Genomic DNA, 26330 nt, shown 5'->3' with positions numbered 1-26330 from the left:
ATTTAAATTATAAATGTTGTTGAATTTGAATGTTTGAAAGCAGAACCGGACTCACCTGAGTTCTATAAAAATAGTCATACCCTTACGGGCGACGTGAGAAAAAGCGGCGTACAATACTAGGATTATCTAAAGTGATAATTAAGGATTGAGGATGTAAGTTGAAATTTGAGTTGAACACAATGAAATGAATAAAATGAATATAGAATTAGCGACTAATAAGAAGTATTAGTGGCGTCGTTTGCGTAGGTCAAGACCTTCTGGTCTGGGTGCTCTATATTTGTGTTTCAATGTAAACATAGTACTAATATAGGCAAAAATTCTTTGATGACCATTAATTTAAAATTGATTTACTCAAAAATTATGGATTTCGGAATAAATCAATTTTAAATTGTATATATCTTATTTATTGTCTCTTAAATTAGAGAATGTAATCGGTGCTTACAAAATTAGAAGCTCTAGAATCTAATAAGTCCTTTAAAATAGCATTGTTATACGCATTGTCTTTAGAGGCTACAAAGGTTCTTATGGAAAAGGATCTTAAAGCATCATGGACACTCAATGTAGAAACTGCAGAATCTTTACGCCCCGTAAATGGGTACACATCAGGTCCACGTTGACAAGAGCTGTTAAGATTAACACGACAAACTAAATTGACCAATGTGTCTATTAGAGGCGCTAAGGTTTTTATGTCTTTACCAAAGAGACTTACTTGTTGACCATAGTTAGAAGCGGCCATATCATCTAAAGGCTCATCAATATCACTAAACGGCACTATAGGAATTACAGGGCCAAATTGTTCCTCTTTAAAAACACGCATGGTTTTAGATACGGGATATAATACCGCTGGAAAAATATAGTTTTCTGTCGTTTCTCCACCTTTGGCGTTGATGATTTGCGCTCCCTTTTGGGTCGCATCATCAATAAGACCTTGGATGTATGCTGGTTTTTCAGGTTCTGGTAAGGGTGTTAATTGGGCTCCGTCTTCCCATGGATTTCCAAACTTAAGGGCATCTACCTTAGCTGAAAAACGTTTATTAAATTCTTCAACCACGCTATCATGCACATAAAGTACTTTTAACGCCGTACATCGTTGTCCGTTAAAAGCGGTGGAACCTGCAATACATTCCTCAATAGCCAAATCTAAATCGGCATCGGGTAATACAATAGCAGGGTTTTTCGCTTCCAAGCCTAAGACTAAGCGTAAGCGGTTACTTTTTGGATGTTGGTTCTGTAGGGCGTTGGCGGATTTACTATTACCAATTAAGGCGAGTACGTCTACTTTCCCTGATTGCATAATGGGTGCGGCCACAGTACGACCTCTACCATATATAATATTTACAACCCCTTCAGGAAAACTAGTTTTAAACGCTTCTAATAAAGGAGTAATTAATAAAACCCCATGTTTAGCAGGTTTAAAAATGGTGGTGTTTCCCATCATAATCGCTGGGATAAGAAGGGCGAAGGTTTCATTTAAAGGATAATTATAAGGTCCTAAACATAAAACGACTCCTAATGGTCCACGTCTAATATGGGCATTAACACCAGAATGTTTTTCAAATTTCGCGCTATCACGATCCATTTGTTTATAATCTTCAATGGTGTCGTAAATGTATTCTACGGTACGGTCAAACTCTTTTTGAGAATCGGCTAAATTTTTACCAATTTCCCACATGAGAAGTTTAACAATTTCGTCGCGTTTGGTTTTCATTTGCGTCACGAAGTTTTCCATGCACGCAATTCTGTTTTCCACTTTCATGGTAGGCCATAAACCTTGGCCTTTATTATAGGCTTCGCAAGCAGCATCGAGCGCACTTAAAGCTTCTGTTTCCCCTAATGTAGGAATGGTACCTAATAGGGTAGGTTTGTACGTTGCTGTAGATGAAATTGTGGAATACACTTCCGAAGTTTCACCTTGCCATGGTATTAATTGACCACCGACTAAATAGGTGTTTTGTTCAATAAGGGTATTGATTTGAAAGCGGGAGGGAATGTCCTCAAAAGTAGACTTCATAATGACCTTTAGTTTAGGGTTTATATTCTTATTAAAGGTACACAAATAGCGCCTTTACTCCGGTTAAATCTATGTTAAGCTATACTAAGAATTGAAATAAATCGGGTTTATCGTTTAAATAATCACCAAAGAAATTATGACGCTTCATCTTAGAAATGAGAGGTTCTAGATCTTCGGGTGATTTTAACTGAAGTCCAACAACGGCAACATCATTTTCTCGGTTTACCTTTTTGGTATATTCAAAATGAGTAATATCGTCAGTTGGGCCTAAGATATCCACAACAAAATCGCGCAAAGCACCTGCACGTTGTGGAAACTTAATTATAAAATAATGTTTTAATTGCGCATAGATTAAAGCACGTTCTTTAATTTCTGCCATTCGGGTAATGTCGTTATTACTACCACTTACAACACAAACCACATTTTTGCCTTTAATTTCATCGGCATATTGTTCTAAGGCAGATATGCTTAAAGCGCCAGCAGGTTCTACCACAATGGCATCTTTATTATAAAGGTCTAAAATGGTCTGGCAAATTTTACCTTCATCTACGGTAACGACCTCCGATAGGTTTTCTTTACAAATCGCAAAATTTAAATCGCCAACACGTTTTACAGCAGCGCCATCAACAAAACTTTCAATGGCTTCTAGCTTTGTATTTTTATTGTTTTTTATAGAAGTTAGCATTGAGGGAGCCCCTTTAGGTTCTACCCCAATAATTTTGGTTTGCGGTGAGAGAATTTTGAAAACAGAAGATAAGCCCGATGAGAGTCCGCCACCACCAATAGGAACAAAAACATAGTGAATAGGGTGTACTTTAGCCTGATCTATAATTTCTAATCCAACCGTAGCTTGGCCTTCAATAACTTTTTCATCATTAAACGGATGAATAAACGTTTTGTTTAAGCGTTGACATTCTTCCATAGCCGCATGGTTGGCATCATCAAAAGTATCGCCTACTAAAACCACCGTAATATAGTCTTCCCCAAACATCTTCACCTGCTCAATTTTTTGATTTGGTGTAGGTGAAGGCATAAAAATAGTTCCTTTAATTTTTAACAACTTACAAGAAATCGCCACACCTTGGGCATGGTTGCCGGCACTAGCGCAGACAATTTCATTTTTAGTTTGTGTTGGACTTAAAGATGAAATTTTATTATAAGCACCACGAATTTTATACGAGCGGACCACTTGTAGGTCTTCTCTTTTAAAATAGATGTTGGCGTCAAACAATTTTGAATATTGTAAATTTTTTATGAGCGGTGTGACATGTGCAATACCTCTAAGTTTTTCGGCAGCAGCTTCAACAGCTTTTAGGGTAGGTTTGTATGTTGTTGTCGTTTCTTCCATGCTAACATTCTGCAAAGGCAGAAATTCTCTTTAATTAATAAAATACCTACCAAGTTTTAAATAAAAACTTGGTAGGGTCTATATTTTAGGCTAATACAGAATCTTCAACGGCTACGTCTTCAGATTTTATAACCTTCATAGCGGTCATGGCTGCTCTTAAGCGTTGACCTACTGATTCTATAGGGTGATTTCTAATGGCATCGTTAACAGCAATCAATTCTATATTATCTACACCTGTAGTTTTAGAAAAGGATTTACCGATAATAGAGGTATCCACAGTTTTCATGAAATCTGTTAATAACGGCTTGCAAGCATGGTCAAATAAATAACAACCATATTCAGCTGTATCAGAAATTACACGGTTCATTTCAAATAATTTCTTTCTGGCAATAGTATTAGCAATTAATGGAAGTTCATGTAAAGATTCGTAATATGCAGAGTCTTCAATTATCCCCGCGCTTACCATAGTCTCAAAAGCAAGTTCTACACCAGATTTAACGAAGGCAACTAATAACACGCCGTGATCAAAATATTCTTGTTCTGTAATATGTGCTGAGGTTAATTCTGTTTTTTCAAAAGCAGTTTCTCCAGTTTCAGCACGCCATTTTAATAGATTTTCATCATCATTAGCCCAGTCTTCCATCATGGTTTTAGAGAAATGTCCAGAGATAATATCATCCATATGCTTTTCAAATAATGGACGCATAATGCCTTTCAACTCTTCAGATAATTCAAAGGCTTTAATTTTAGCAGGGTTCGATAAACGATCCATCATGTTGGTGATTCCTCCATGTTTTAAAGCTTCGGTAATCGTTTCCCAACCGTACTGAATAAGTTTAGCAGCATAACCAGGTTCTATACCTTCTTCTACCATTTTATCAAAAGATAAGATCGCTCCGGTTTGTAATAAGCCACAAAGAATCGTTTGCTCGCCCATTAAATCCGATTTTACTTCGGCAATAAATGACGATTCTAAAACACCAGCTCTATCACCACCTGTAGCAGCAGCATAGGCTTTAGCTTGTGCCCATCCTTTTCCTTCAGGATCATTTTCTGGATGCACAGCGATAAGGGTAGGAACACCAAAACCACGTTTGTATTCTTCTCTTACTTCGGTTCCTGGACATTTTGGCGCCACCATAATTACGGTAAGATCTTCACGAACTTCAGTACCTTCTTCAACAATATTAAAACCATGCGAATAGCTTAACGTCGCTCCTTTTTTCATTAATGGCATCACAGCTTTTACAACGTTAGTGTGTTGTTTGTCTGGAGTTAAGTTTAATACTAAATCTGCCGAAGGGATTAGTTCTTCATAAGTACCAACGTTAAAACCATTATCTGTAGCATTTTGGAAAGATGCTCGTTTTTCTTCAATGGCCTGCGGTCTTAAAGCATAGGAGATGTCTAATCCAGAATCGCGCATGTTAAGTCCTTGGTTAAGGCCTTGCGCACCACAACCTACAATGACGATTTTTTTTCCTTTTAATGCGTTAACGCCATCTTCAAATTCTGAAGCGTCCATAAAACGACATTTTCCTAATTGCTCTAATTGATTTCTTAATGCTAATGTGTTGAAATAATTTGACATTGTTCTTTGTTTTTAGTTCAGAAAATAGATTGAAGCTGTTGTGTTTTTTAAGCTTAGGCTATCTTCTTTTTTCTTTAATTTTTTTATTCTTGAAACGCTTTAAGTAGGGTAGAAATTTTCATTTCGTCTTTAGTCACCGCTACCCGTCCTGATCTTGTAAATTGCATGATGCCAAAGGCATTTAATTCGCGATACAATAAATCGATTTCTTCTTTTCTTCCCGATTTCTCTAAGACGAAAAATTTCTTGTTTACCGTAACGATATTGGCATTGCTTTCTCTAATGATATTTTGAATTTGACGCTCTTCAAAGAGCAATTCAGATTTAATTTTAAATAAGCAAGACTCTTGGTAAATGATTTCTTCTTCGGTGTGATAGTAAGCTTTGATGACTTCAACCTGCTTTTCTATCTGTCCGATGACTTTTTTCATTTGAGACTCTGTAATATTTACAACGATGGTAAATCTCGAAACCCCTTCAATTTCTGAAGGTGAGGTGTTAAGACTCTCAATGTTCATATGTCTTCTTTGGAATATTGCTGAAATTCTATTCAGTAAACCAATGTTATTTTCCGTATATATGGATACGGTGAATTTGATATTTTGATTCTCCATAATTACTCTAATCTTATATCTGAAACACTTGCACCTGTTGGGATCATAGGAAAAACATTATCTTCCTTTTCTACTCTTACTTCTAAGAAATAAGGCCCCTCACAATCAATCATGTCTTTGATGGCTGCTTTTAGATTTTTTCGTTCTGTAACTTTTTGAGCCTCGATATGGTAACCTTTGGCTATGGCAATAAAATCGGGGTTAGTCATTTCTGTAGAAGCATAACGCTTGTCAAAAAACAACTGTTGCCATTGGCGTACCATTCCTAAAAACTCATTATTTAAAACCACTATTTTTACGGGTACACGTTGCTGAAAAATAGTCCCCAACTCCTGTATGGTCATTTGGTAACCACCATCACCGGCAATCATTACCACTTCTCTTTCTGGAGCGGCCATTTTTGCACCAATTGCAGCAGGAAGCGCAAAGCCCATTGTCCCTAAACCACCAGAGGTTATATTACTTTTAGAGACTTTAAAGTCAGCATAACGGCAGGCAATCATTTGGTGTTGCCCCACGTCACTTACGATAGCGGCTTCTCCTTTAGTTTGAATATTGATTTCTTTAAGCACTTCGCCCATAGTTAGACCCTCTTTAGTAGGGTGAAGGTCATGTTTTATAACCTTATCGTATTCTATAGCATATAAGTCCTTAAATTTTTGATGCCAATCGGTATGCGATTTTGTTTCTAATAAAGGCAGTAAACTTTTTAGGCTTGCTTTAGCATCACCGAGAACGGCGATATCTGTTTTTACATTTTTATCAATTTCAGCAGGATCAATTTCAAAATGAATGACCTTCGCTTGTTTAGCGTATGAGGCTAAATTACCGGTAACACGATCGTCAAAACGCATGCCTATTGCAATTAAGACGTCACATTCATTGGTAAGAACATTAGGCGCATAATTACCATGCATACCTACCATACCCACATTTAAAGGGTGAGCAGTTGGTATGGCGGAGGCACCTAAAATGGTCCAAGCCGATGGAATTCCGGCTTTTTCAATAACAGCTTTAAATTCTTCTTCAGCTTTACTTAAAATAACGCCTTGTCCCCAAACAATTAATGGTTTTTTAGCTGAATTTATAAGGTCTGCCGCGGCTTGAAGTGATGTGGTATCCGTTTCAGGAACGGGCTTATAACTTCTTACACCTTTACATTTTTCATATTTAAAGTCGAATTCTTCAAACTGTGCATCTTTTGTAATATCAATTAATACAGGTCCTGGTCTTCCGCTTTTAGCAATATAAAAGGCTTTAGCTAACATTTCTGGAATTTGCGAAGCTTTGGTAATTTGGCAATTCCATTTGGTTACCGGTGTAGAGATGCCTACAATATCGGTTTCTTGAAATGCGTCACTTCCTAATAAATGCGAACCCACCTGACCGGTGATGCATACCATAGGGGTTGAGTCTATTTGTGCATCTGCAATTCCGGTGATAAGATTAGTAGCACCAGGTCCTGAGGTAGCCATACAAACTCCAACTTTTCCAGAAATTCTGGCATAGCCCTGAGCCGAATGTGTTGCTCCTTGTTCATGACGTGTTAAGACGTGGTGAATTTTATCTTGATACTTATAAAGTTCATCATACACAGGCATAATGGCACCGCCTGGATATCCGTAAAGTATATCGACACCTTCAGCCAATAAACACTTAATAATGGCTTCACTACCAGAAATACGTTCTGTAGTGGAGCTTTGCTGTAATTTATTTTCTTCTGTTTTAATTTCCATAGGGTTTAATGGATTATGGAGTGTGGCGGTTGAGGTCATTGGTCTTGTTAATCAAGGCCATTTAATTCTTGGCTATGTGCTCCTTGTCTTTTCTTATTTTAAAACTCATCAGTAACACATCCTTTGGATGCTGATGATACGGTTTTGGCGTATTTGTATAAGACGCCACGTTCAAACTTTAATTCTGGTGCGGTCCATTGTTCACGTCTTTTTTGAAGTTCTTCTTCAGACACTTCAAGAGAAATGGAATTGGTTTCAGCATCAATGGTAATTATATCACCGTCTTTAACGACTGCAATAGTTCCCCCTTCTTGTGCTTCGGGTGTAATATGACCTACGACAAAACCGTGAGTCCCTCCAGAGAAACGTCCATCGGTTATTAATGCCACGTCTTTTCCTAATCCGGCCCCCATAATAGCGGCTGTTGGTTTAAGCATTTCTGGCATTCCAGGTCCCCCTTTTGGACCTTCATAACGAATAACTACAACATCTCCTTTTTTAACTTTTCCGTCTCGGATACCATCGTTAGCAGCATACTCGCCTTCAAAAACCTTAGCCTTTCCTCTAAAGCATAAGCCTTCTTTTCCAGTAATTTTAGCAACACTTCCTTCGGTCGCTAAATTGCCATACAACATTCTAAGGTGTCCTGAAATCTTAATTGGCTCTTCTATAGAATGTATAACGTCTTGTCCTTCGGCTAAATCTGGTACATCCAATAAGTTTTCAGCAATCGTTTTTCCGGTAACTGTTAAACAGTCACCATGAATTAAGCCTTTCTTTAATAAGTATTTTAAAACGGCAGGAATACCGCCAATGGCATGTACATCTTCCATTAAGTATTTACCGCTTGGTTTTAAATCGGCTAAAAAAGGCGTGTTGTCACTTATATCTTGGAAATCTTTTAAGGTAAAATCTATTTGAGCCGCTCTAGCAATCGCTAAAAAGTGTAATACGGCATTGGTTGAACCTCCTAAAATCGTGACCAGTCTTACAGCATTCTCAATTGATTTTCTGGTAATGATATCTGAAGGTTTAATATCTTTTTCTAAAAGCACACGTAAAGCTTCACCTGCTTTTACAGACTCTTCTTTTTTGGCATCACTTAAAGCGGGATTAGAGGAGTTAAATGGTAATGTCATCCCTAAGGCCTCAATAGCTGATGCCATGGTGTTGGCTGTATACATTCCTCCACAAGCCCCAGCGCCCGGACAGGCTTTTTCAACAATATTTTGATATTCGGTTTCATCCATGGTGCCGGCCACTTTGCTTCCCCAAGCTTCAAAAGCAGAAACAACATCAAGTTTTTTTCCGTTGTGGCAACCGGAATCTATAGTTCCGCCATACACTAATATAGACGGTCTGTTTAATCGGATCATGGCCATTAACGCGCCTGGCATGTTTTTATCACAGCCTACAACAGTCACTAAACCATCATAACTCATAGCTTGAACAACAGTTTCCATAGAATCTGCGATAATATCTCTAGAAGGTAGCGAGTAACGCATGCCTGGTGTTCCCATAGAAATACCATCACTCACTCCAATGGTATTAAAGATGAGGCCTACAACATCTTCATTTTTTGTGCCTTGCTTTACAAGTTTGGCCAAATCGTTAAGGTGCATATTACAAGGGTTGCCCTCGTAACCCGTGCTGGCTATACCAACGATAGGTTTAAAAAAATCTTCTTTTGTTAACCCTATAGCATGCAACATGGCTTGAGCAGCCGGTTGTGTGGCATCTTGAGTTACGGTTTTACTGTATTTATTTAATTCGCTCATAGTTTTATTAAAGGCAAAATTGATTTAATGAATCTAAATTACTTGTTATGTATGGTTTTGATAATAGGATTGCAATTGTTCATCTAAATTCAATACTTACGGGTTTGTGTTAAGTTGTTGCAAATCAGTTATTTAATTGGTTTTAATTATGATGTTCAAAAGCTTTAATTTTTTGCATAAAAAAAGCCTTCCAAAAGAGTGGAAGGCTTACGATATAGTGTTATTTAATTTTATATTATAGCATCCCATGGCGTCGAAGAATAATTTCGATGCGAATAATAATAATGCTATTTAAGAATTGTCTGTTCATTGTACTTGTCAAATATTGGAATTTAAATCTGTTCTGCAAAATATTTAGAGGACAAATTTACGGAGATGGCCCGTAAAATAAGTGACGCGAAGAATTGAAGTCGATTTAAAATTAGCAGTCTTCCTAATGTTTTATCTTTGTCAATAACGAAGGTTAGATTTACGTCTCTTTGGGCGCTTTTTAGCGTGCCTATCGACTTCAATTTTTTTAATCCTGTGACCCTAATTAGGTATTTTAAGCTTATGAATAAGTTTCTTTCATTCACATTACTTTTAATTATAGTTTCATTTAAATGCTTTGGGCAATTTGCGCCTAGTATCCATAATTACACCTTGGCCGAATATAAAGCGGGAAACCAAAACTGGGATATCTCTAGAGCTCCTGATGGTAAAGTGTATGTAGCTAACAATAGTGGTTTGCTAGAGTATGACGCTTTGGTTTGGAAATTTTATCCGTTACCCAATAAAACTATTGTACGTTCTGTTTTAGCAACTAAGGATAGAGTGTACACGGGGTCTTATGAAGCTTTTGGGTATTGGGAACGTGATGAATTTGCACAACTAAAATACCATTCTTTAAGTGCTTTGGTGGCCGATCAAATTGCACCTAATGAAGAGATTTGGGGAATTGTAAAGTATAAGGATAAAATTATTTTTAGATCGTTCTTAAACGTCTATGTCTATGATTTTAAAACCGTAACACAGCTTAAGTCGCGATCGGTTATAATTTCTTGTAGTGTTGTTGATGATAAAATGTTGGTAAGTACCTTAAATGAGGGCGTTTTCGTGTTAAAGGATATGCGTTTGGAACCTTTCTTTTTTGATGATCTCTTAAAAGATACCAAAATCATTTCTATCGATGCCTATGAAGGGAAACTGCTCCTGATGACTTCTTTAAAAGGAAGTTATTTCTTAGAGGAGGACCAACTTGAACCTACCGATTTTGAAATTAATAAAGCGATTAAGCTGCACCAGCTAAATGAGTTTTCGGTCCTTAAAAATGGGGATATGGTTTTTGGGACTATTAAAGATGGATTGTTTCTTACCGACCATCAAGGGCGTAAAAAGTTTCATATTAGTAAGGAAAATGGACTGTTTAATAATACGGTTTTAGGGCAATGTTTAGATGACACCGATAATCTTTGGCTGGGTTTAGATAATGGTATTGCAAATGTAGAACTGCATAGTTCTAATTACTTTTTTAACGATGTTTCTGGAAAGCTCGGTGCGGTTTACGATGTGTTACCTTATAAGGGGCATATTTATGTAGGAACCAATACGGGATTATTTCGTTTAAACGACGATGGAACATTACAATTTATTGAAGGGTCTCAAGGGCAAGTGTGGGATTTGGAAATTGTTGAAGGCGATTTGTTCTGTGGTCATAACGAAGGAACGTTTATTGTTGAAAACGATCAACTCACTTTAATATCGGACTATACCGGCGGTTGGACAATTAAGAAAGTTCCAGAGCGCCAAGGGACCTATATTCAAGGGACCTACTCTGGATTGGTAAAGTTTGAAAAAAAGGATGGGGTTTGGAAGGCGCAACATTTGGGAAAAACAGCAATTCCCGCACGATTTTTAGTGTTTGAAAATCCAACCACCGCTTGGGTGGCTCATGCCATAAAAGGAGTGTCTAAAATTAAATTTTCTGAAGATTATAAGAGTATTGAATCGGTATTGAGTTATGAAGATAAAGGGATTAGTTCTTCTTATAATGTTCGGGTCTATAATATAAAGAACCATATTAGCTTTAAATCCACCAATGGGGGCTGGCAGAAATATGAACCGATCTTAGATTCCATTGTACCTTATACTTTATTAAACGACGTCTTAGGAAAGGAGAGTTATATTATTTCTGATGATAATGCCGATTTATTTGCCTTAAAAAATAAAGCAGGCTTTATAAAGTTTAAATCTTTAGACAACAGTCAAAAGGAATTTGTGCTCAATGATAGTTTTCTAAAGAATAGTTATATCGTAGGGTATGAAAATGTTTCTGTGCTATCGGACTCTATTTACGCATTGAACTTGGACAACGGCTTTATGATGATTAATTCTAAAGCTACCGCTCGTGCAGATTTGTATAAACCTAAAATTGAAAGCATCAGCATTAACGAGGTCCCTGTAGCGATTCAGGATTTAGATAAAGCGCCAATAGATTTTAAGTTTAAGGAAAGTATTAGTGTGGTGTTATCATCGTCTAAATCAAAAAATCATTATTTCGAATATCATATATCAGAATCTAAAGTGCTACCAAAAAATGCGGACTGGTATAAAGTGGAGGGGCCAAAAGTAGAGTTCGCTAATTTATTAGATGGAGACTATACCCTGTTTTTTAGAACTGGTGATAATGCGGGGAACGTCTCTGAGGCGCAAGCTTTAAATTTAGAAGTCTTACCGCCATGGTACAAGGATACTTGGGGGTATGTGGTCTATTTTGTTTTAGTGCTATTAACGGTGGTTTTATTTTACACTCTTCACCATAAAAAAATGGCCAAGGAGCAACAGCTTATTAGAGAGAAGTACCAAAAAGCACAACAAGAAATGCTTCGCGAGCAAACTTTAGAAAATGAAAAGCGCATTGTGCAATTAAAGAACGACTCGTTACAAAATGAAATAAAACTTAAGAGTAAGCAATTAGCCAATAACGCCATGGCTTTGGTAAAGAAAAATGAAACCCTTCAAGATATCAAAAAGGAATTGATGGCGAATAAGGATAGTTTCAGCAATTATTATTCGTATAAAAAGTTGGTGAAAAAGCTCGATAATTCTATAGTCCTTAAAGACGAATGGGAAGTTTTTGAGAATAATTTTAGTCAGGTACACGATGAATTTTTTGAAACTCTTAAGGCTAAACATTCCGTCCTTACTCCGAAAGATTTGAAGATTTGTGCCTACATCAAAATGAATCTTTCCTCAAAAGAAATCGCTCCGCTAATGAATATCTCGGTTAGAGGGGTAGAAACCCATAGATACCGATTGAAAAAGAAGTTAGATTTGGAAAATGACATTTCTTTGGTGGATTATTTGTTAAATATCAAAAATTAGGCGTAATAATTCTTATTATGATGACACTTCACTACGTCATTACTACGTCATTTAAGAGAATATAACCCTACTACAACGTTTTTTTTATAGCTTTATAGTACGTCATAGCTAGTTTTATGGTGTGATGTACGCTGTATTGCGGATGTATGGCGTATTTAAAATGTAAATAGATGTTAACAGGGTTTAACATTAGATTTTAACTTCGTAATTAAATAAACTAACTCTATTATTTAATATTAAACAATCTATATGAAAACAAAAATTAGTCTATTGTTGATGTTGTTTTTTTCGATCTGTTCTTTTGCACAACAGAAAGAAATTAATGGAACTGTAACAAGTGAGAGTGATGGAATGCCCCTACCAGGGACAAGTGTCATAATTAAAGGAACAAGTAGAGGAACCACAACAGACTTTGATGGAAAATATACCATTAAAGCTGAAGTCGGGGACCAGATTGAGTTTAGCTATGTCGGATTTACGCCGCAGGTTATCACCGTAACAAGTGCATCTCAAATCAATGTCATCTTAAAGGATGATATTGCATCACTTAATGAGGTCGTTGTTGTTGGGTATGGAACTCAGAAAAAAGCCGATTTAACCGGAGCCATTTCTACTGTGAAATCTGAAGATGTTGCTAAAACACCGAGTAGTAATGTTATGCAGTCTATTCAAGGTAAAGTCGCTGGTGTGCAAGTGGTGAGTAGTGGTACTCCTGGAGGATCTCCAACAGTACGTATTAGAGGGGCCAACTCTTATAAAGGTGGCGATACACCACTTTACGTTGTTGACGGTATGTTTTACGATACTATTGATTTCTTAGATACCAATCAAATTGAAACGATCTCTGTATTAAAAGATGCGTCTTCAATTTCAATTTTTGGACAAGCTGGGGTCAACGGGGTTATTATCATTGAAACTAAAAATGGTAGAACCGAGCAAAAACCTGTATTTACTTATAATGGTTATACCGGATATCAGAATGCTCAAAATGTGCTTAAAATGGCCAATGCAGAGCAGTTTGTGACTATGGCTTACGAATCCAATTCTCAAGCTGATATCGATTTTGTAAACAATGCTATGCAACGTTTTGGGAGAAGTCGTGTAAATCCTAATGTACCAGATGTAAATACAGATTGGTATAAAGAGATTTTACGTGTGGCTCCAATTTCTAGTCATGCTATTGGTGTTACAGGAGGGTCAGAAAAAACGACCTATAGCGTAAATGCCAATTACTTTTCGCAAGAAGGGATTTTAGATATGAAGAATGAGTATGAGCGTTTTAATATTCAGTCTAACCTTAATATTGAATTATCAGATCGTTTAACCTTAGGGACCAACGCTATTTTTAGTAATGCTACACAGTACAATCCTGAAAATGGAGCGTGGTTTCAAGCTTATTCAGCAGTGCCAATCTTACCTGTTTACGATTATACGAATACGGCTGCCACAACAACGCCGTTTTCAGATGCCACTTTATTAGGTTACCGCGGGTCTCAAAACCCATTTCCTACAATGACTTATAATAACAATCAGCTTAAAATCAGAAAGGTTTTAACAAGTATGTTTTTAGACTACAGCTTAATTCCAGATAAATTAAAGTTTAAAACGTCTTATAGTCATGATTATACAACTATCTCAGAACGTAATGTGTATTTGCCATATTTTATTTCTGGGCAGTCGCAACGTGCACAGTCTGGTATACGAAGAGCGGAGTTAAAATACTCAAAGCAAATTTGGGATAATACGTTAACGTATACAGATACTTTTGGAGATCATAACTTAACCGTTTTAGCCGGATCGTCTTATAGAGATTATCAAGATAATGCCTTTTCTGCAACAGGTAATGAAATTCAAGGTATCGGTTTAGAGAGCTCTTGGTATTTAAATTTTGCGGATCCAACAACCTTTAATGAGCAAGTTTTTGAATCTGGAGACCGTCAATATTCTATTGCTTACTTCGGAAGAGTAGAATATGGTTATAAGAATAAATATTTATTCAACGCGACTTTAAGACATGAAGGTGATGGAAGATTCCCTCGTGAATTATGGGTAACAACACCAGCTGTTGGATTAGGATGGGTACTTTCTGAAGAAAACTTTTTAAGCGATAGCAATACTATAAATTTCTTAAAATTAAGAGGTAGTTGGGGGCAGTTAGCTAATGGATTCTTAGGAGGTAGTGCCGGAACAAGAACCGTATCCCAGACCACGGCAGATATCGGAGATACACAAATGAATGGGATCTTAACAACTAACACCTTTCAAAACTTAAAACGTGAGATTTTAGAAGAAACAAACTTCGGTATTAGCTCTCGTCTTTTTAATAATAGATTGACTTTTGAGGTAGATTATTACATTCGTGATACTAAAGATTTAGTATTACCTAAGGTAACGCCAATTACTGCTGAGGTTGTAGATACCAATATTGGAGAAATGCGTAACCAAGGTTTAGAAGTTGCAGCCACATGGACACAGCATATTAATGACGATTGGAGTTTTTCTATAGGAGGTAACATTGCGACGCTTAAAAATGAAGTCACTAAAATAGACAGCGAACAAGGTTATGTAGATACAGGGAGCGCTGAGTTCCGTCAACGTCTTATTGTTGGCGAGCCTGTAAATGCTTTTTATGGTTGGGAAGTTGCTGGTGTTTATCAAAATGATGCACAAGTGGCTGCAGATCCAACAGCACAATACGAAGCCAGTCAAAATAACAACCAGTTAATTCCTGGAGATTTAATTTATAAAGATCAAAATAACGATGGTGTTATCGATGCTGATGACCGTGTGGTATTAGGTTCTTATTTACCAACCTTTAGTTATGGTGGTAACTTCAATGTGGCTTATAAAAACTTTGAAGTTTCTGTAGCAGTTTCGGGTCAGACTGGAAATAAAATCTTAAACCGTAAAAGAGGTGAGGTGATCTTTACTAATGACACTAATATTGATGCTGATTTTGCAATCAACAGATGGCATGGTGAAGGAACGAGTAATTCTTACCCGTCTTCAGAAGGACGAAGAAAGGCTTGGAACCAGAAAATGAGCAGCTTCTTTGTAGAAGATGGTTCGTACTTTAGAGTTCAAAACATTCAGTTAGCCTATACACTTCCAGCAAAAGCTTTAGGAGAAAATATGCCAGAAGTAAGATTTACATGTACGGCAGAACGTCCTATTACAGTTTTTAATTATAACGGATTCGACCCTGAAGTTAGTGATGGTGTAGATCGTCAAACTTATCCTGTACCTGCAGTATATACTTTTGGTGTGAATATTAAAATTTAAAAAAAGCTATTATGAAAAATATAAATCAAATAATAAAACCGTTAGCCCTTACGCTAGCAATCTGTATGGTCGTTTTTTCATGTGCAGATAAATTAGAAGAAAATGATGGTCAGCTCGCGGCAGATGATCTAGATTTTACCATTTCTGAGGATATGATTTTACCACTTATCGGGTCGTATTCAGCAGTTTATTCAAGAGGATGGGAAGACCCATTATTAATTGGCGTACGCGGTGACGATGTTAATGCAGGTGGTCTTGGAGATCAGCCGCAGTTTGCAGATACAGACCTTTTTAATTACGATAATGGGTTTTGGATGTACAACCAAATTTGGGAGAATTTCTATGGTGATATTGTAAGAATTGTAAGCTCTCGCGAAACCATACAATCGTATAAAGATTTTGCAGTTGAAGATGACGATATAGAACGTGCAGATCAATACATGGCAGAATGTAAAGTATTAAGTGGGTTTACACACTTTCAAATGTCAAGACTTTGGGGAGATATTTTTATTATTGAATCTTCAGATATCAATGCAGAACTCGAAAATGGGGTTAAAACTAAAGAAGAGGTTATGCAATACATCTCGGATTTAATGGATGAAGCCATTCCATTTTTACCAGATGCTAGACCAAACGAAAGACAAGATGTTTCTGGTGGAGTTACAAAGTACACCGCTTTAGCCATAAAAGCATTAGCACAATTAGAATTAGAAAATTACCAAGCTGTAGCCGATGTTACAGGAGAAATTATCAATTCTAGTAAGTTTAACCTTTACCCAGATTACTACCACTTATTTAAAAAAGAAGGCGAGCGTAGTAATGAAAACTTATTCGAACTTCAGTTCTCAGATTACGGTACGGAATCTGGTACTGAGAACGCTCATGAGTACGGACCTTTCGGACCATCAGACTGGACACCAGTTGTAGAAGGTGCTTCTGGAGGTTGGGGCTTCTATGAGCCAAGTTTAAAGTTTATTAAGTTCATGATTGATAGAGGGGAAACTACACGATTATCAACAAGTGTTAATTTCACACCTCGTGGTATTGATGAAATTACTTCAGATCCGGCTTATGCAACGCTACCAAGCTTTATCTCTAATGTAACTGAAGATGGTGACATCTTTAACGATTACGCTAGAGCAATGTTTGCCAGTGGAAAACATTATTTACCGTCTGTAGATTTAACTCCAGGTAGAACAAGATATGGTTCTGGTAAAAACCTTTTAGTTATCAGATACGCAGAAATCTTATTAATGTATGCAGAAGCCTTAACACAAGGCGCAAGTGGTTCAGCGGGTTCTGCTGATGATGCTGTAAACGAAGTAAGAGCAAGAGTAGGCATGCCAGCATTAGCAGGAGTAACTACTGATGATGTTATGGATGAAAAATTTGCTGAACTTGCTATGGAATGGGGTGTGCGTTACTTTGATATGATTCGTTTAAATAAATTTGATGAATTAAGTTATGAAGGACGAACATTTACAGCTGATGATAAGCTTTTACCTTACCCACAAGCACAGTTAGATTTATTACCACTTAACCAATAAAAACCTAGAACATGAAAAACATATATAAATACATATTAGGATTGGTTGTAATGCTAAGCATGGCATCATGCTACGATGGTATTGATCCAATTACAGACGTAGATCCAGGACCAGATGCAGGAGCACCTGTAGTCACCATTAACTATCCTACAGAAGGAACGGTAATCACAGGTTTAGAACTGATAGTGCCTATTGAGATTAAATTTGAAGTCGAAGATGATATCGAAGTAAGTTCAGTGGTGCTTAACTTAGACGGTGTAGACATTGCAACCTTTGATACGTTTTTAGATTATAGAGTGGTTAACGAAACCTTTACTTATGATAGCCTGTCTAGTGGCGATCACGTATTAACGGTAACCGGTAATGATTTAGCCGGAAATGCAACCATCAGTACGGTTAACTTTTCTAAAGCCCCTCCATATGAAGCATTATTTGAAGGTGAGGTTTTTTACATGCCTTTCGATGGTAGTTATACAGAACTTCTATCTATAACAGAGGCTTCAGAAGTTGGTACTCCAACTTTTGCAGGTGAGTATTTTGCAGGAACAAACGCTTACCGTGCAACTCAAGATTCTTATATAACATTCCCAGTGGAAGGTATGTTTGGAAGTCAAATGAGTGGTTCGTTCTGGTACAAAGTAGATGGAGATCCAGATAGATCAGGGATTTTAACTATCGGAAATGATATTCCTGAAAACAGAAATCAAGGTTTAAGGTTATTTAGAGAAGGAAGTGCAACAGAGCAACGTATTAAATTAAATGTTGGTACTGGAGATGCCGAAAGTTGGAATGATGGTGGTGTTATAGATGTCACTGCTGATGAGTGGGTACATGTAGCATTTACAATTTCATCAACAGAAACAATCATTTACCTTAACGGTTTACCTGTGTATACAGCAGAACTTGGTGGTGCTATTGATTGGACAGGAACTACGGATTTAACCATTGGTGCAGGAGGTGAAACCTTTAGCTATTGGGGTCACGAATCGGACAATAGTATTATGGATGAATTGCGTTTGTTTGATACCACATTAACGCAAGACGAAATTCAGAATATGATTAACGTCACCAATCCTTATGAGCCAACCTATGATGGTGAAACGTTTTACATGCCTTTTGATGGGTTTAATACTGAATTTGTAAGCTTAGATGAACCAGCTATGGTAGGGTCTACAACCTTTTTAGGTGAAGGTTACGAAGGAGGAAATGCATTTATGGGTGCAGCAGATTCTTACCTTACATTTCCTATAGATGGTTTGTTTGGTGCGGATGCTTTTAGTGCAACCTTTTGGTATAAAGTTGATGGGTCACCAGATCGTTCTGGGATCCTAGTTGTAGGAAATGATACCCCAGAAAATAGAAATCAAGGCTTCAGATTGTTTAGAGAAGGTAGTGCTACGGAACAAACGATTAAAGCAAATATTGGTATTGGAGATGGAGAAAGTTGGAATGATGGTGGTGTTATTGATGTTACTGCAGGCGAATGGGTTCATGTGGCTCTAACGGTATCGGCTACGGAAAGTAAAATTTACTTTAACGGTGTAGAACAACTTTCATCTGCATTAGGCTCTAGTGTAGACTGGACGGGTTGTACAGATATTACAATTGGAGCTGGTGGGGAGACCTTCAGTTACTGGGGGCACTTATCAGATTTAAGTGGTATTGATGAGTTAAGGTTGTTTAATAAAGCCTTATCGCCGTCAGAGATTGCAGAGATGCTTTAAGACGCTAAAAGTTAGAAAAGATTGAATTGAATAATCCCGACTAATTACCCCTATATTTTATTGGCGGCATGCTTAGAATCCCTAATTATGCCGCTATATCCCAATACTTTGGACTATAGATTCCGCTGTACATAAAAGTATCAGAGTAGCCTAAATTATGTCTTATTTTGAAGGTGGCAAGTGGATTTTTATACAGGGTTTATTCAACATAAATTAGCTAATCGCAATAGCGATGACGCTAAAAATATAATTAACGATTAAGAAAATATGAAAGTGTTTAATTTATTAATAATCGCCTTATTCTGTTTTAATTGTGGTTCTGATGATGGTCCTGGCTATCAAGAACCATACGATCCTAATGGAGATGATGATCCGATAGTTGAAACTTTAACGGATGATGAATTAATGGATCTTACCCAAGAGTCTACATTCAAATATTTTTGGGATTATGCGGAATCTAATTCGGGTGCCGCAAGAGAGCGTTACCATATGGATGCGCCATCAGATAGTCAAAACGTGGTGACCACTGGAGGAAGTGGTTTCGGACTTATGGCTATTCTTGTAGGGATAGAAAGAGGTTTTATTTCTCGAAACGAAGGTTATGAACGTCTCAATCAAATCTTAACTTTCTTTGAAAATGCCGATCGTTTTCATGGGGCTTGGCCACATTGGATAGATGGTAATAACGGTAATGTTATTCCTTTTAGTGATCAAGATAATGGAGGTGATTTGGTAGAAACGGCACTTTTAGCACAAGGTCTTATCTGTGTTAAAGAGTATTTTAAAAATGGATCTGAAGACGAGATGGCTTTGGCCAGTCAGGCAGATGCCCTTTGGAAAGGTGTAGAGTGGAATTGGTATACCCAAAATGAAAATGCCTTGTATTGGCATTGGAGTCCTAATCACGGCTTTGCTATGGACCTTGAATTAAAAGGCTATAACGAAACTTTAATTGCTTTTATTCTAGGTGCAGCTTCTCCAGATCATAGTATTACTCCAGAAGTGTATCATGAAGGATGGGCGAGTAATGGAGCTATTGTTACCGGTTCAAGTCAGTATGGTATTCCTTTAGTCTTAGATCATGCGGGTTCTGGTAGTGGTCCTCTATTTTGGGCGCATTATTCTTATTTAGGTCTAGATCCTACAAATTTATCAGATCAGTACGCTAACTACTGGGAGGTAAATGTTAATCACAGTAATATCAATTATCAACATTGTGTGAATAACCCAAATAATTATGCCGATTACGGTGAAGATTGTTGGGGACTTACGGCAAGTTACAGTCGTAATGCAGATGGTTCTACAGGATATTCAGCGCATAACCCTGATAATGATTTAGGAGTAATTTCTCCTACAGCCGCTATAAGTTCTATGCCCTATACACCAGAAAAATCATTAGCTGCCTTGCGTTATTTCTATAGTAATAAGAATACCTTGTTAGGGCCTGCTGGATTTTATGATGCCTTTAGTCCACATTATAACAATTGGGTAACGGAACGCTATTTAGCTATAGATCAAGGTCCGGAAATTATCATGATTGAGAATTATAGAACAGGATTATTGTGGAATTATTTTATGCAAAATGAAGACGTTCAGAATGGTTTAACCAATCTTGGATTTTCATTTTAATCCAACATTTATAGGCTTATGAAATATTTATTTTTAATCTCATTTTTAAGTATCGTGATTTCTAGTGCAACAACAGCTGATGCTCAAGAAAAGGAGTCATCAAAAACACTGTTCTCTTATGAACAGCATATTGCTCATGGTGATACTTTAAAGTACAGAAAACTGTTGCCTAAAAATTTTGATGCCTCTAAAGCTTACCCCTTAATTGTGGTGCTTCATGGAGCTGGTGAACGCGGATTGGATAACGAGCGACAATTAGTGCATGGTAGTGATTTGTTTTTAGAAGAAACGGTGAGAGATTCATTTCCTGCGGTGGTCATTTTTCCTCAATGTCCTAAAGATGATTATTGGGCAAAACTAGAAGCCGATCGTTCTACAAAACCAATCACATTTAATTATAAATACAAGGAAGCGCCTACAAAAGCAATGGCTTCCGTTATCGATTTAATGACCCAAATGCTGGCTCAGCCTTATATCAAAACCGATCAGGTGTATGCTATGGGTTTATCCATGGGAGGTATGGGAACTTTTGAGTTGATTTATCGTCATCCTGAAATGTTTGCAGCGGCCATTCCAATTTGTGGTGGTGGTGATCCAGAATCGGTAACCGCTTTTGCTCAGCATATACCACTTTGGATTTTTCACGGGGCTAAAGATGATGTTGTAGACCCTAAGCTTTCCTTAGCAATGGCTTCAGCAATTATAAGTGCAGGTGGTTTTCCTAAACTTACGCTTTATGATTTTGCAAACCACAACAGTTGGGACCCCGCTTTTGCAGAACCAGAATTATTAACATGGCTTTTTTCAAATACTAAAATATAATAATGAAGAAATTAATTAACGTACAAACTATCGCAATTGCTGTTATGGCAATGACATTGGCAAGCTGTAATTCTAATACAGATACGGCTAAGACGGCGCAATCACAGACCGAGAACCCGTATGCATCAAAAGTAGATTCTATTTTAGAATTAATGACTATTGATGAAAAAATTGGGCAATTAAACCTTCCTACTTCAGGGGATATTACCACAGGTGCGGCTAAAGGTTCTGATGTTGGTAAGCGTATTGAAGAAGGGAAAGTAGGAGGCTTATTTAATATTAAAACGGTAGAGAAAATTTATGAAGTTCAGAAAATTGCGGTTGAAAAAAGTCGCTTAGGGATTCCATTAATTTTTGGGATGGACGTTATTCATGGTTATAAAACAACTTTTCCTATTCCATTAGGACTGTCTAGTTCTTGGGATATGGAGATGATAGAACAAACGGCTCGTGTTGCGGCTACAGAAGCTAGTGCAGATGGGGTAAACTGGACCTTTTCTCCAATGGTAGATATCTCTAGAGATGCAAGATGGGGACGTGTTTCTGAAGGAAATGGTGAAGATCCATTTTTAGGAAGCCGTATCGCAGAAGCAATGGTGAGAGGTTATCAACAAGATGATCTTAGTGCCAATAATACGCTTATGGCTTGTGTAAAACATTTTGCATTATATGGTGCTGCAGAAGCAGGGCGTGATTATAATACGGTAGACATGAGTAAAATAAGAATGTATAATGAGTACTTAGAGCCTTACAAAGCAGCGATAGATGCTGGTGTTGGATCTGTGATGGCCTCATTTAATGAGATTGACGGTGTGCCAGCAACAGGAAACAAATGGTTGTTAACTGATCTTTTAAGAGACGATTGGGGATTCAATGGGTTTGTGGTTACCGATTATACGGGAATTTATGAAATGACCGCACATGGTGTTGGTGATAAATTTGAAGTTTCAGAACAGGCTTTAAAAGCAGGTGTGGATATGGATATGGCAGGAGATTCGCCATCAATTCCTGTGGCTTTTGCAAAAACGCTTAAAACGTCATACGAAAACGGAAAAATATCTATGGATGATATTGATACGGCTGTAAGACGTATGTTAACCGCAAAGTTTCAATTAGGTTTGTTTGACGATCCTTATAAGTATTGCGATATAAAGCGAGCAAATACTGAAATTTTTACACCAGAAAACAGAACCTTCGCGCGTAAAGTTTCAGCGGAATCAATGGTATTACTTAAAAATGAAGCTCAATTATTACCGATTAAAAAATCAGGAACTATTGGTTTAATTGGTCCATTGGCTAAGGCTGCTAATAATATGGCAGGAACTTGGAGTGTCGCTACCGATCAAGAAAAATCAAATTCTGTTTTTGATGGTTTAACGGAAGTTATCGGTGATAAAGCTACTTTATTATACGCTAAAGGAAGTAATGTAGATTACGATTTAGAATTAGAACAACGCGCAACAATGTTTGGGAAGTCAATTCCAAGAGATGGCCGTACCGATAAACAATTATTAGATGAAGCGCTTCAAGTGGCTTCAAAATCTGATGTTATTGTAGCTACCCTTGGAGAGACAGCAGAATTCAGTGGAGAGAGTAGTAGCAGAACCGATTTAGGGATTCCTCAAGTACAAAAAGATTTATTAAATGCTTTGCTTAAAACAGGAAAACCAGTAGTATTAGTGCTATTTACGGGACGTCCTTTGGTATTAGTCGAAGAGAATGATAATGTACCTGCCATTCTTAATGTATGGTTCCCAGGAAGTGAAGCGGGTAGAGCCATTTCAGATGTGTTATTTGGAGCGGTAAACCCTTCAGGGAAATTAACAGCCACTTTCCCAAGAAATGTTGGACAAGTGCCAATTTTTTACAACCACAAAAATACAGGTCGTCCTTTAGGAAATGATGAAGGTCGCTTTGAGAAATTTAAAAGTAACTACATCGATGTGCGTAACGAGCCTTTATATCCTTTCGGATATGGTCTAAGTTATACCACTTTTGAGTATTCTAATTTCAACTTAAATACAACACGTATCGATAATAATGGAACGGTTGAGGTTTCTGTAGATGTTACCAATACCGGAGATTATGATGGTAAAGAAGTGGTACAACTTTATGTTAGAGATCTTGTTGGTTCGGTAACTAGACCCGTAAAAGAATTAAAAGGTTTTGAGAAAGTAGCCATTAAAAAAGGTGAAACTAAAACCGTTAACTTTACCCTAACTGTAGAAGATTTAAAATTCTATAATTCAGCATTAGATTTTGTTGCTGAACCAGGAGAATTTCAAGTTTTTGTCGGGACTGATTCTGATACAGAGATGATGAAAACATTTCAATTAACAAAATAACAGTGTCGTAATGCAACTTTAATTAACCCACTATAGAGTGCAGTTGAATTAAGCTGTGTTACACATTACAAGTATCCGTTAGATTAATAGCTACCCTATGCCACATATATGTTTTAAGTACAAATCCCTAGTCTTATTGCTGTATGTGGCTTTTACTTGTTTTCTTACGGCCCAAACGAAAATGATTAATTCGGGTTGGCAGTATTCTAGTGATAAAACAACTTGGGAAACCGTAAATATTCCGCATAGCTGGAATGCTACAGATGCTTTTGATGATAAGCCGGGCTACCGTAGGGGTTTAGGCTACTCTCAAAAAACACTGTTTATAGCTTCGGAATCTCAAGAGCACATCCATTATTTAAAATTTAACGGGGTTAACCAATCAGCGGTTGTCTATATTAAGGGAAAGGAAGTCGGAATGCATCATGGAGGTTACACAGCCTTTAATTTTGATATTACGGCTTACTTAAACTACGATGCTTTTAACCGTATTGAGGTTACTGTAGATAATTCCCATAACGACGATATTCCACCACTTAATGCCGATTTTACATTTTACGGCGGAATTTACCGTGATGTAGAATTTATAAGTTTACCTAAACAACATCTTGAACGATTACTTGGGCATACAGGGACCTCTTACAACCCATTAACCGCTAAAGACACTAAATTATAAACGATGAAAAAACTACTTTTTTTCTGTACAATAGGCTTGTTTTTCTCTTGCCAAAATGAAACGAATAAAACAGAAACACCAGCTGTGAGTTCTTCGGAAAAGGCCCTGATAAAGGAAGGATTTCAAACCTATATTAATCCGCTAGATATAGATTATACCTATATGGTGTATAACTCTAGCAGTAACCAATCGTATCGTTCTGGGGCAGATCCTGCCGTGATAGAATTTAAAGGGGAATATTACATGTTTGTTACCCGTTCTTTTGGATACTGGCATTCTACCGATTTGGTAAATTGGGATTTCATCAAGCCGGAACAATGGTTTTTTGAAGGGAGTAACGCCCCAACAGCCTTTAATTATAAAGATTCCTTAGTTTATTTTGCGGGTAACCCTGCGGGCTATGGTAGTATTCTTTATACCGACGATCCTAAAAGTGGAAAGTGGAATCCAACAGCTTCTATTACAAATAACATTCAAGATTCAGAATTATTTATTGATGATGATGGAGAAACCTATTTGTATTGGGGCTCGTCTAACGTACATCCTTTACACGTGAAACAACTCAATAAAGACGATCGTTTTTTAGAAACAGGCGTTCGTAAATCCTTATTTAATCTTGTTGAAGAAGAGCATGGTTGGGAACGTTTTGGGGAAAACAACTTTCATCCAACTTTAAAAGAAGGGTATATGGAAGGCGCTTCTATGACCAAGCACAACGGAAAATATTATTTACAATATGCCGCTCCAGGAACACAATTTAATGTTTATGCCGATGGAGTATATGTAGGAGAAACGCCATTAGGGCCTTTTGAGTATATGAAAAATAACCCGATGAGTTTTAAACCCGGTGGATTTACTAATGGAGCCGGACATGGAATTACAGTTAAGCAAACCAACGGGCAGTACTGGCATTTTGCGACGATGGCTTTAGCTTCAAATGCGCAATGGGAACGCCGTTTGTGCATGTTTCCAACTTATTTTGACGAAGATGGACTGATGTATAGTAATACCGCTTATGGCGATTATCCACGTTTTGGTGCTAACCATCCTACCAAAGCAGGGCAACATAATGGTTGGATGTTATTATCGTATAAAGCTGAGGTCACCGTAGCCTCTTCATTAATGCAGGTTAAAAAGTTTACTTCAGATGACGATGCTGTTGAGGTTACAGAATTACCCTTAGAAAAAGATGCACAAGGTCGTATCATCTCAAAAGTTTTAACAGATGAAGATCCAAAGACATTTTGGGTGGCAGAAGCTAATGACGATAAGCAAACAATCACGGTGGAAATGTTAAAGCCGGGAAATATCCATGCCTTTCAATTAAATTTTCATGATCATGAATCGGGAATTTATACACGTACTGAAGGTTTAAAACATCAATTTACAATTGAAACTTCAGAAGATGGCAACGTATGGCAAACTGTTGTAGACCGCAGCACAAGTGAAAAAGATACCCCTAACGCCTATATTGTTTTAGAGGAAGCGGTAAAAGCGAAATATGTGCGTTATCATAACGTAAAAGTACCTGGTGCTAACTTTGCCATGTCAGAGTTTAGAGTGTTTGGTTTAGGTTTAGAAGCCAAGCCATCAGCCGTAGCTGGTTTTGAGGTGGAACGCCAAGCAGATCGTAGAGACGCCGCCTTTACATGGAACGCTGTAGAAGGCGCTCAAGGTTATAATATCCGATGGGGAATTGCAGAGGATAAGTTGTACCAATCGTGGCAGGTTTATGATACCACAACGCATTTTATGCGCTGTTTAGATAGGGATACGCCATATTATTTTACAATAGAAGCGTTTAATGAAAACGGAATTTCTGAAACAAGTGACGTTCTGTATATCAAATAGCCTATAACGATGA

At 37.4% G+C, this 26330-nt stretch carries 15 protein-coding genes; 9 read left to right on the top strand and 6 right to left on the bottom strand.

The annotated features are described in order from the left end of the window. Positions 1-418: 418 nt before the first annotated feature. From ACFQ13_RS10940 to ilvD, 6 genes are all read right to left on the bottom strand, one after another. Entirely contained in the window at positions 419-2011 is a 1593-nt protein-coding gene (locus ACFQ13_RS10940; protein ID WP_386117232.1) for an NADP-dependent glyceraldehyde-3-phosphate dehydrogenase, read from the bottom strand. 79 nt (positions 2012-2090) lie between these two features. Further along, positions 2091-3359, bottom strand: a complete 1269-nt coding sequence (gene ilvA, locus ACFQ13_RS10935; protein ID WP_386117230.1) for a threonine ammonia-lyase IlvA — start codon at positions 3357-3359, stop codon at positions 2091-2093. Positions 3360-3444: 85 nt separating this feature from the next. Further along, entirely contained in the window at positions 3445-4950 is a 1506-nt protein-coding gene (gene ilvC, locus ACFQ13_RS10930; protein WP_386117228.1) for a ketol-acid reductoisomerase, read from the bottom strand. Positions 4951-5033: 83 nt separating this feature from the next. After that, on the bottom strand, positions 5034-5564 hold the full coding sequence (gene ilvN, locus ACFQ13_RS10925; RefSeq protein WP_386117226.1) for an acetolactate synthase small subunit: 531 nt from the start codon (positions 5562-5564) through the stop codon (positions 5034-5036). A gap of 2 nt (positions 5565-5566) precedes the next feature. Continuing rightward, the gene (gene ilvB, locus ACFQ13_RS10920) at positions 5567-7300 is read right to left on the bottom strand and encodes a biosynthetic-type acetolactate synthase large subunit (protein ID WP_386119430.1); all 1734 of its coding nucleotides are present in this window, start codon (positions 7298-7300) and stop codon (positions 5567-5569) included. A gap of 98 nt (positions 7301-7398) precedes the next feature. After that, the gene (gene ilvD, locus ACFQ13_RS10915) at positions 7399-9078 is read right to left on the bottom strand and encodes a dihydroxy-acid dehydratase (protein ID WP_386117224.1); all 1680 of its coding nucleotides are present in this window, start codon (positions 9076-9078) and stop codon (positions 7399-7401) included. Positions 9079-9630: 552 nt separating this feature from the next. On the opposite strand from ilvD, the gene ACFQ13_RS10910 reads away from it, so the two are divergent. From ACFQ13_RS10910 to ACFQ13_RS10870, 9 genes are all read left to right on the top strand, one after another. Then, positions 9631-12441, top strand: a complete 2811-nt coding sequence (locus ACFQ13_RS10910; RefSeq protein WP_386117222.1) for a LuxR C-terminal-related transcriptional regulator — start codon at positions 9631-9633, stop codon at positions 12439-12441. Positions 12442-12690: 249 nt separating this feature from the next. Next, on the top strand, positions 12691-15723 hold the full coding sequence (locus ACFQ13_RS10905) for a SusC/RagA family TonB-linked outer membrane protein (protein ID WP_386117219.1): 3033 nt from the start codon (positions 12691-12693) through the stop codon (positions 15721-15723). Between the two features lie 11 nt (positions 15724-15734). Then, positions 15735-17270: a RagB/SusD family nutrient uptake outer membrane protein gene (locus ACFQ13_RS10900; protein ID WP_386117218.1), complete on the top strand. Its 1536-nt coding sequence runs from the start codon at positions 15735-15737 to the stop codon at positions 17268-17270. Positions 17271-17281: 11 nt separating this feature from the next. Next, a complete protein-coding gene (locus ACFQ13_RS10895; protein ID WP_386117216.1) occupies positions 17282-18994 on the top strand; it encodes a LamG-like jellyroll fold domain-containing protein in 1713 nt (570 codons plus the stop codon). Positions 18995-19261: 267 nt separating this feature from the next. Next, positions 19262-20623, top strand: coding sequence for a glucoamylase family protein (locus ACFQ13_RS10890; protein ID WP_386117214.1), 1362 nt, complete (start codon positions 19262-19264; stop codon positions 20621-20623). An 18-nt stretch (positions 20624-20641) separates the two neighbouring features. After that, entirely contained in the window at positions 20642-21445 is an 804-nt protein-coding gene (locus ACFQ13_RS10885) for a carboxylesterase family protein (RefSeq protein WP_386117212.1), read from the top strand. Between the two features lie 2 nt (positions 21446-21447). Then, on the top strand, positions 21448-23790 hold the full coding sequence (gene bglX, locus ACFQ13_RS10880; RefSeq protein ID WP_386117211.1) for a beta-glucosidase BglX: 2343 nt from the start codon (positions 21448-21450) through the stop codon (positions 23788-23790). A gap of 97 nt (positions 23791-23887) precedes the next feature. After that, complete coding sequence (locus ACFQ13_RS10875; protein WP_386117209.1) at positions 23888-24466, top strand: sugar-binding domain-containing protein; 579 nt, start codon at positions 23888-23890, stop codon at positions 24464-24466. A 3-nt stretch (positions 24467-24469) separates the two neighbouring features. Continuing rightward, a complete protein-coding gene (locus ACFQ13_RS10870; RefSeq protein WP_386117207.1) occupies positions 24470-26317 on the top strand; it encodes a family 43 glycosylhydrolase in 1848 nt (615 codons plus the stop codon). Positions 26318-26330 lie beyond the last annotated feature (13 nt).

Source organism: Winogradskyella rapida (genome assembly GCF_042675845.1).
Taxonomy (GTDB): Bacteria; Bacteroidota; Bacteroidia; order Flavobacteriales; family Flavobacteriaceae; genus Winogradskyella; species Winogradskyella rapida.
Note: the sequence above shows the minus strand (reverse complement) of the source record. Positions and strands in the feature narration are given on the sequence as shown.

Coding starts and splice junctions, on each gene's coding strand:
- ACFQ13_RS10885 (WP_386117212.1), top strand. CDS start 20,642: ATGAAATATTTATTTTTAATCTCATTTTTAAGTATCGTGATTTCTAGT.
- ilvB (WP_386119430.1), bottom strand. CDS start 7,300: ATGGAAATTAAAACAGAAGAAAATAAATTACAGCAAAGCTCCACTACA.
- ACFQ13_RS10870 (WP_386117207.1), top strand. CDS start 24,470: ATGAAAAAACTACTTTTTTTCTGTACAATAGGCTTGTTTTTCTCTTGC.
- ACFQ13_RS10875 (WP_386117209.1), top strand. CDS start 23,888: ATGCCACATATATGTTTTAAGTACAAATCCCTAGTCTTATTGCTGTAT.
- ACFQ13_RS10895 (WP_386117216.1), top strand. CDS start 17,282: ATGAAAAACATATATAAATACATATTAGGATTGGTTGTAATGCTAAGC.
- ACFQ13_RS10890 (WP_386117214.1), top strand. CDS start 19,262: ATGAAAGTGTTTAATTTATTAATAATCGCCTTATTCTGTTTTAATTGT.
- ACFQ13_RS10910 (WP_386117222.1), top strand. CDS start 9,631: ATGAATAAGTTTCTTTCATTCACATTACTTTTAATTATAGTTTCATTT.
- ilvD (WP_386117224.1), bottom strand. CDS start 9,078: ATGAGCGAATTAAATAAATACAGTAAAACCGTAACTCAAGATGCCACA.
- ilvA (WP_386117230.1), bottom strand. CDS start 3,359: ATGGAAGAAACGACAACAACATACAAACCTACCCTAAAAGCTGTTGAA.
- bglX (WP_386117211.1), top strand. CDS start 21,448: ATGAAGAAATTAATTAACGTACAAACTATCGCAATTGCTGTTATGGCA.
- ACFQ13_RS10905 (WP_386117219.1), top strand. CDS start 12,691: ATGAAAACAAAAATTAGTCTATTGTTGATGTTGTTTTTTTCGATCTGT.
- ilvC (WP_386117228.1), bottom strand. CDS start 4,950: ATGTCAAATTATTTCAACACATTAGCATTAAGAAATCAATTAGAGCAA.
- ACFQ13_RS10940 (WP_386117232.1), bottom strand. CDS start 2,011: ATGAAGTCTACTTTTGAGGACATTCCCTCCCGCTTTCAAATCAATACC.
- ACFQ13_RS10900 (WP_386117218.1), top strand. CDS start 15,735: ATGAAAAATATAAATCAAATAATAAAACCGTTAGCCCTTACGCTAGCA.
- ilvN (WP_386117226.1), bottom strand. CDS start 5,564: ATGGAGAATCAAAATATCAAATTCACCGTATCCATATATACGGAAAAT.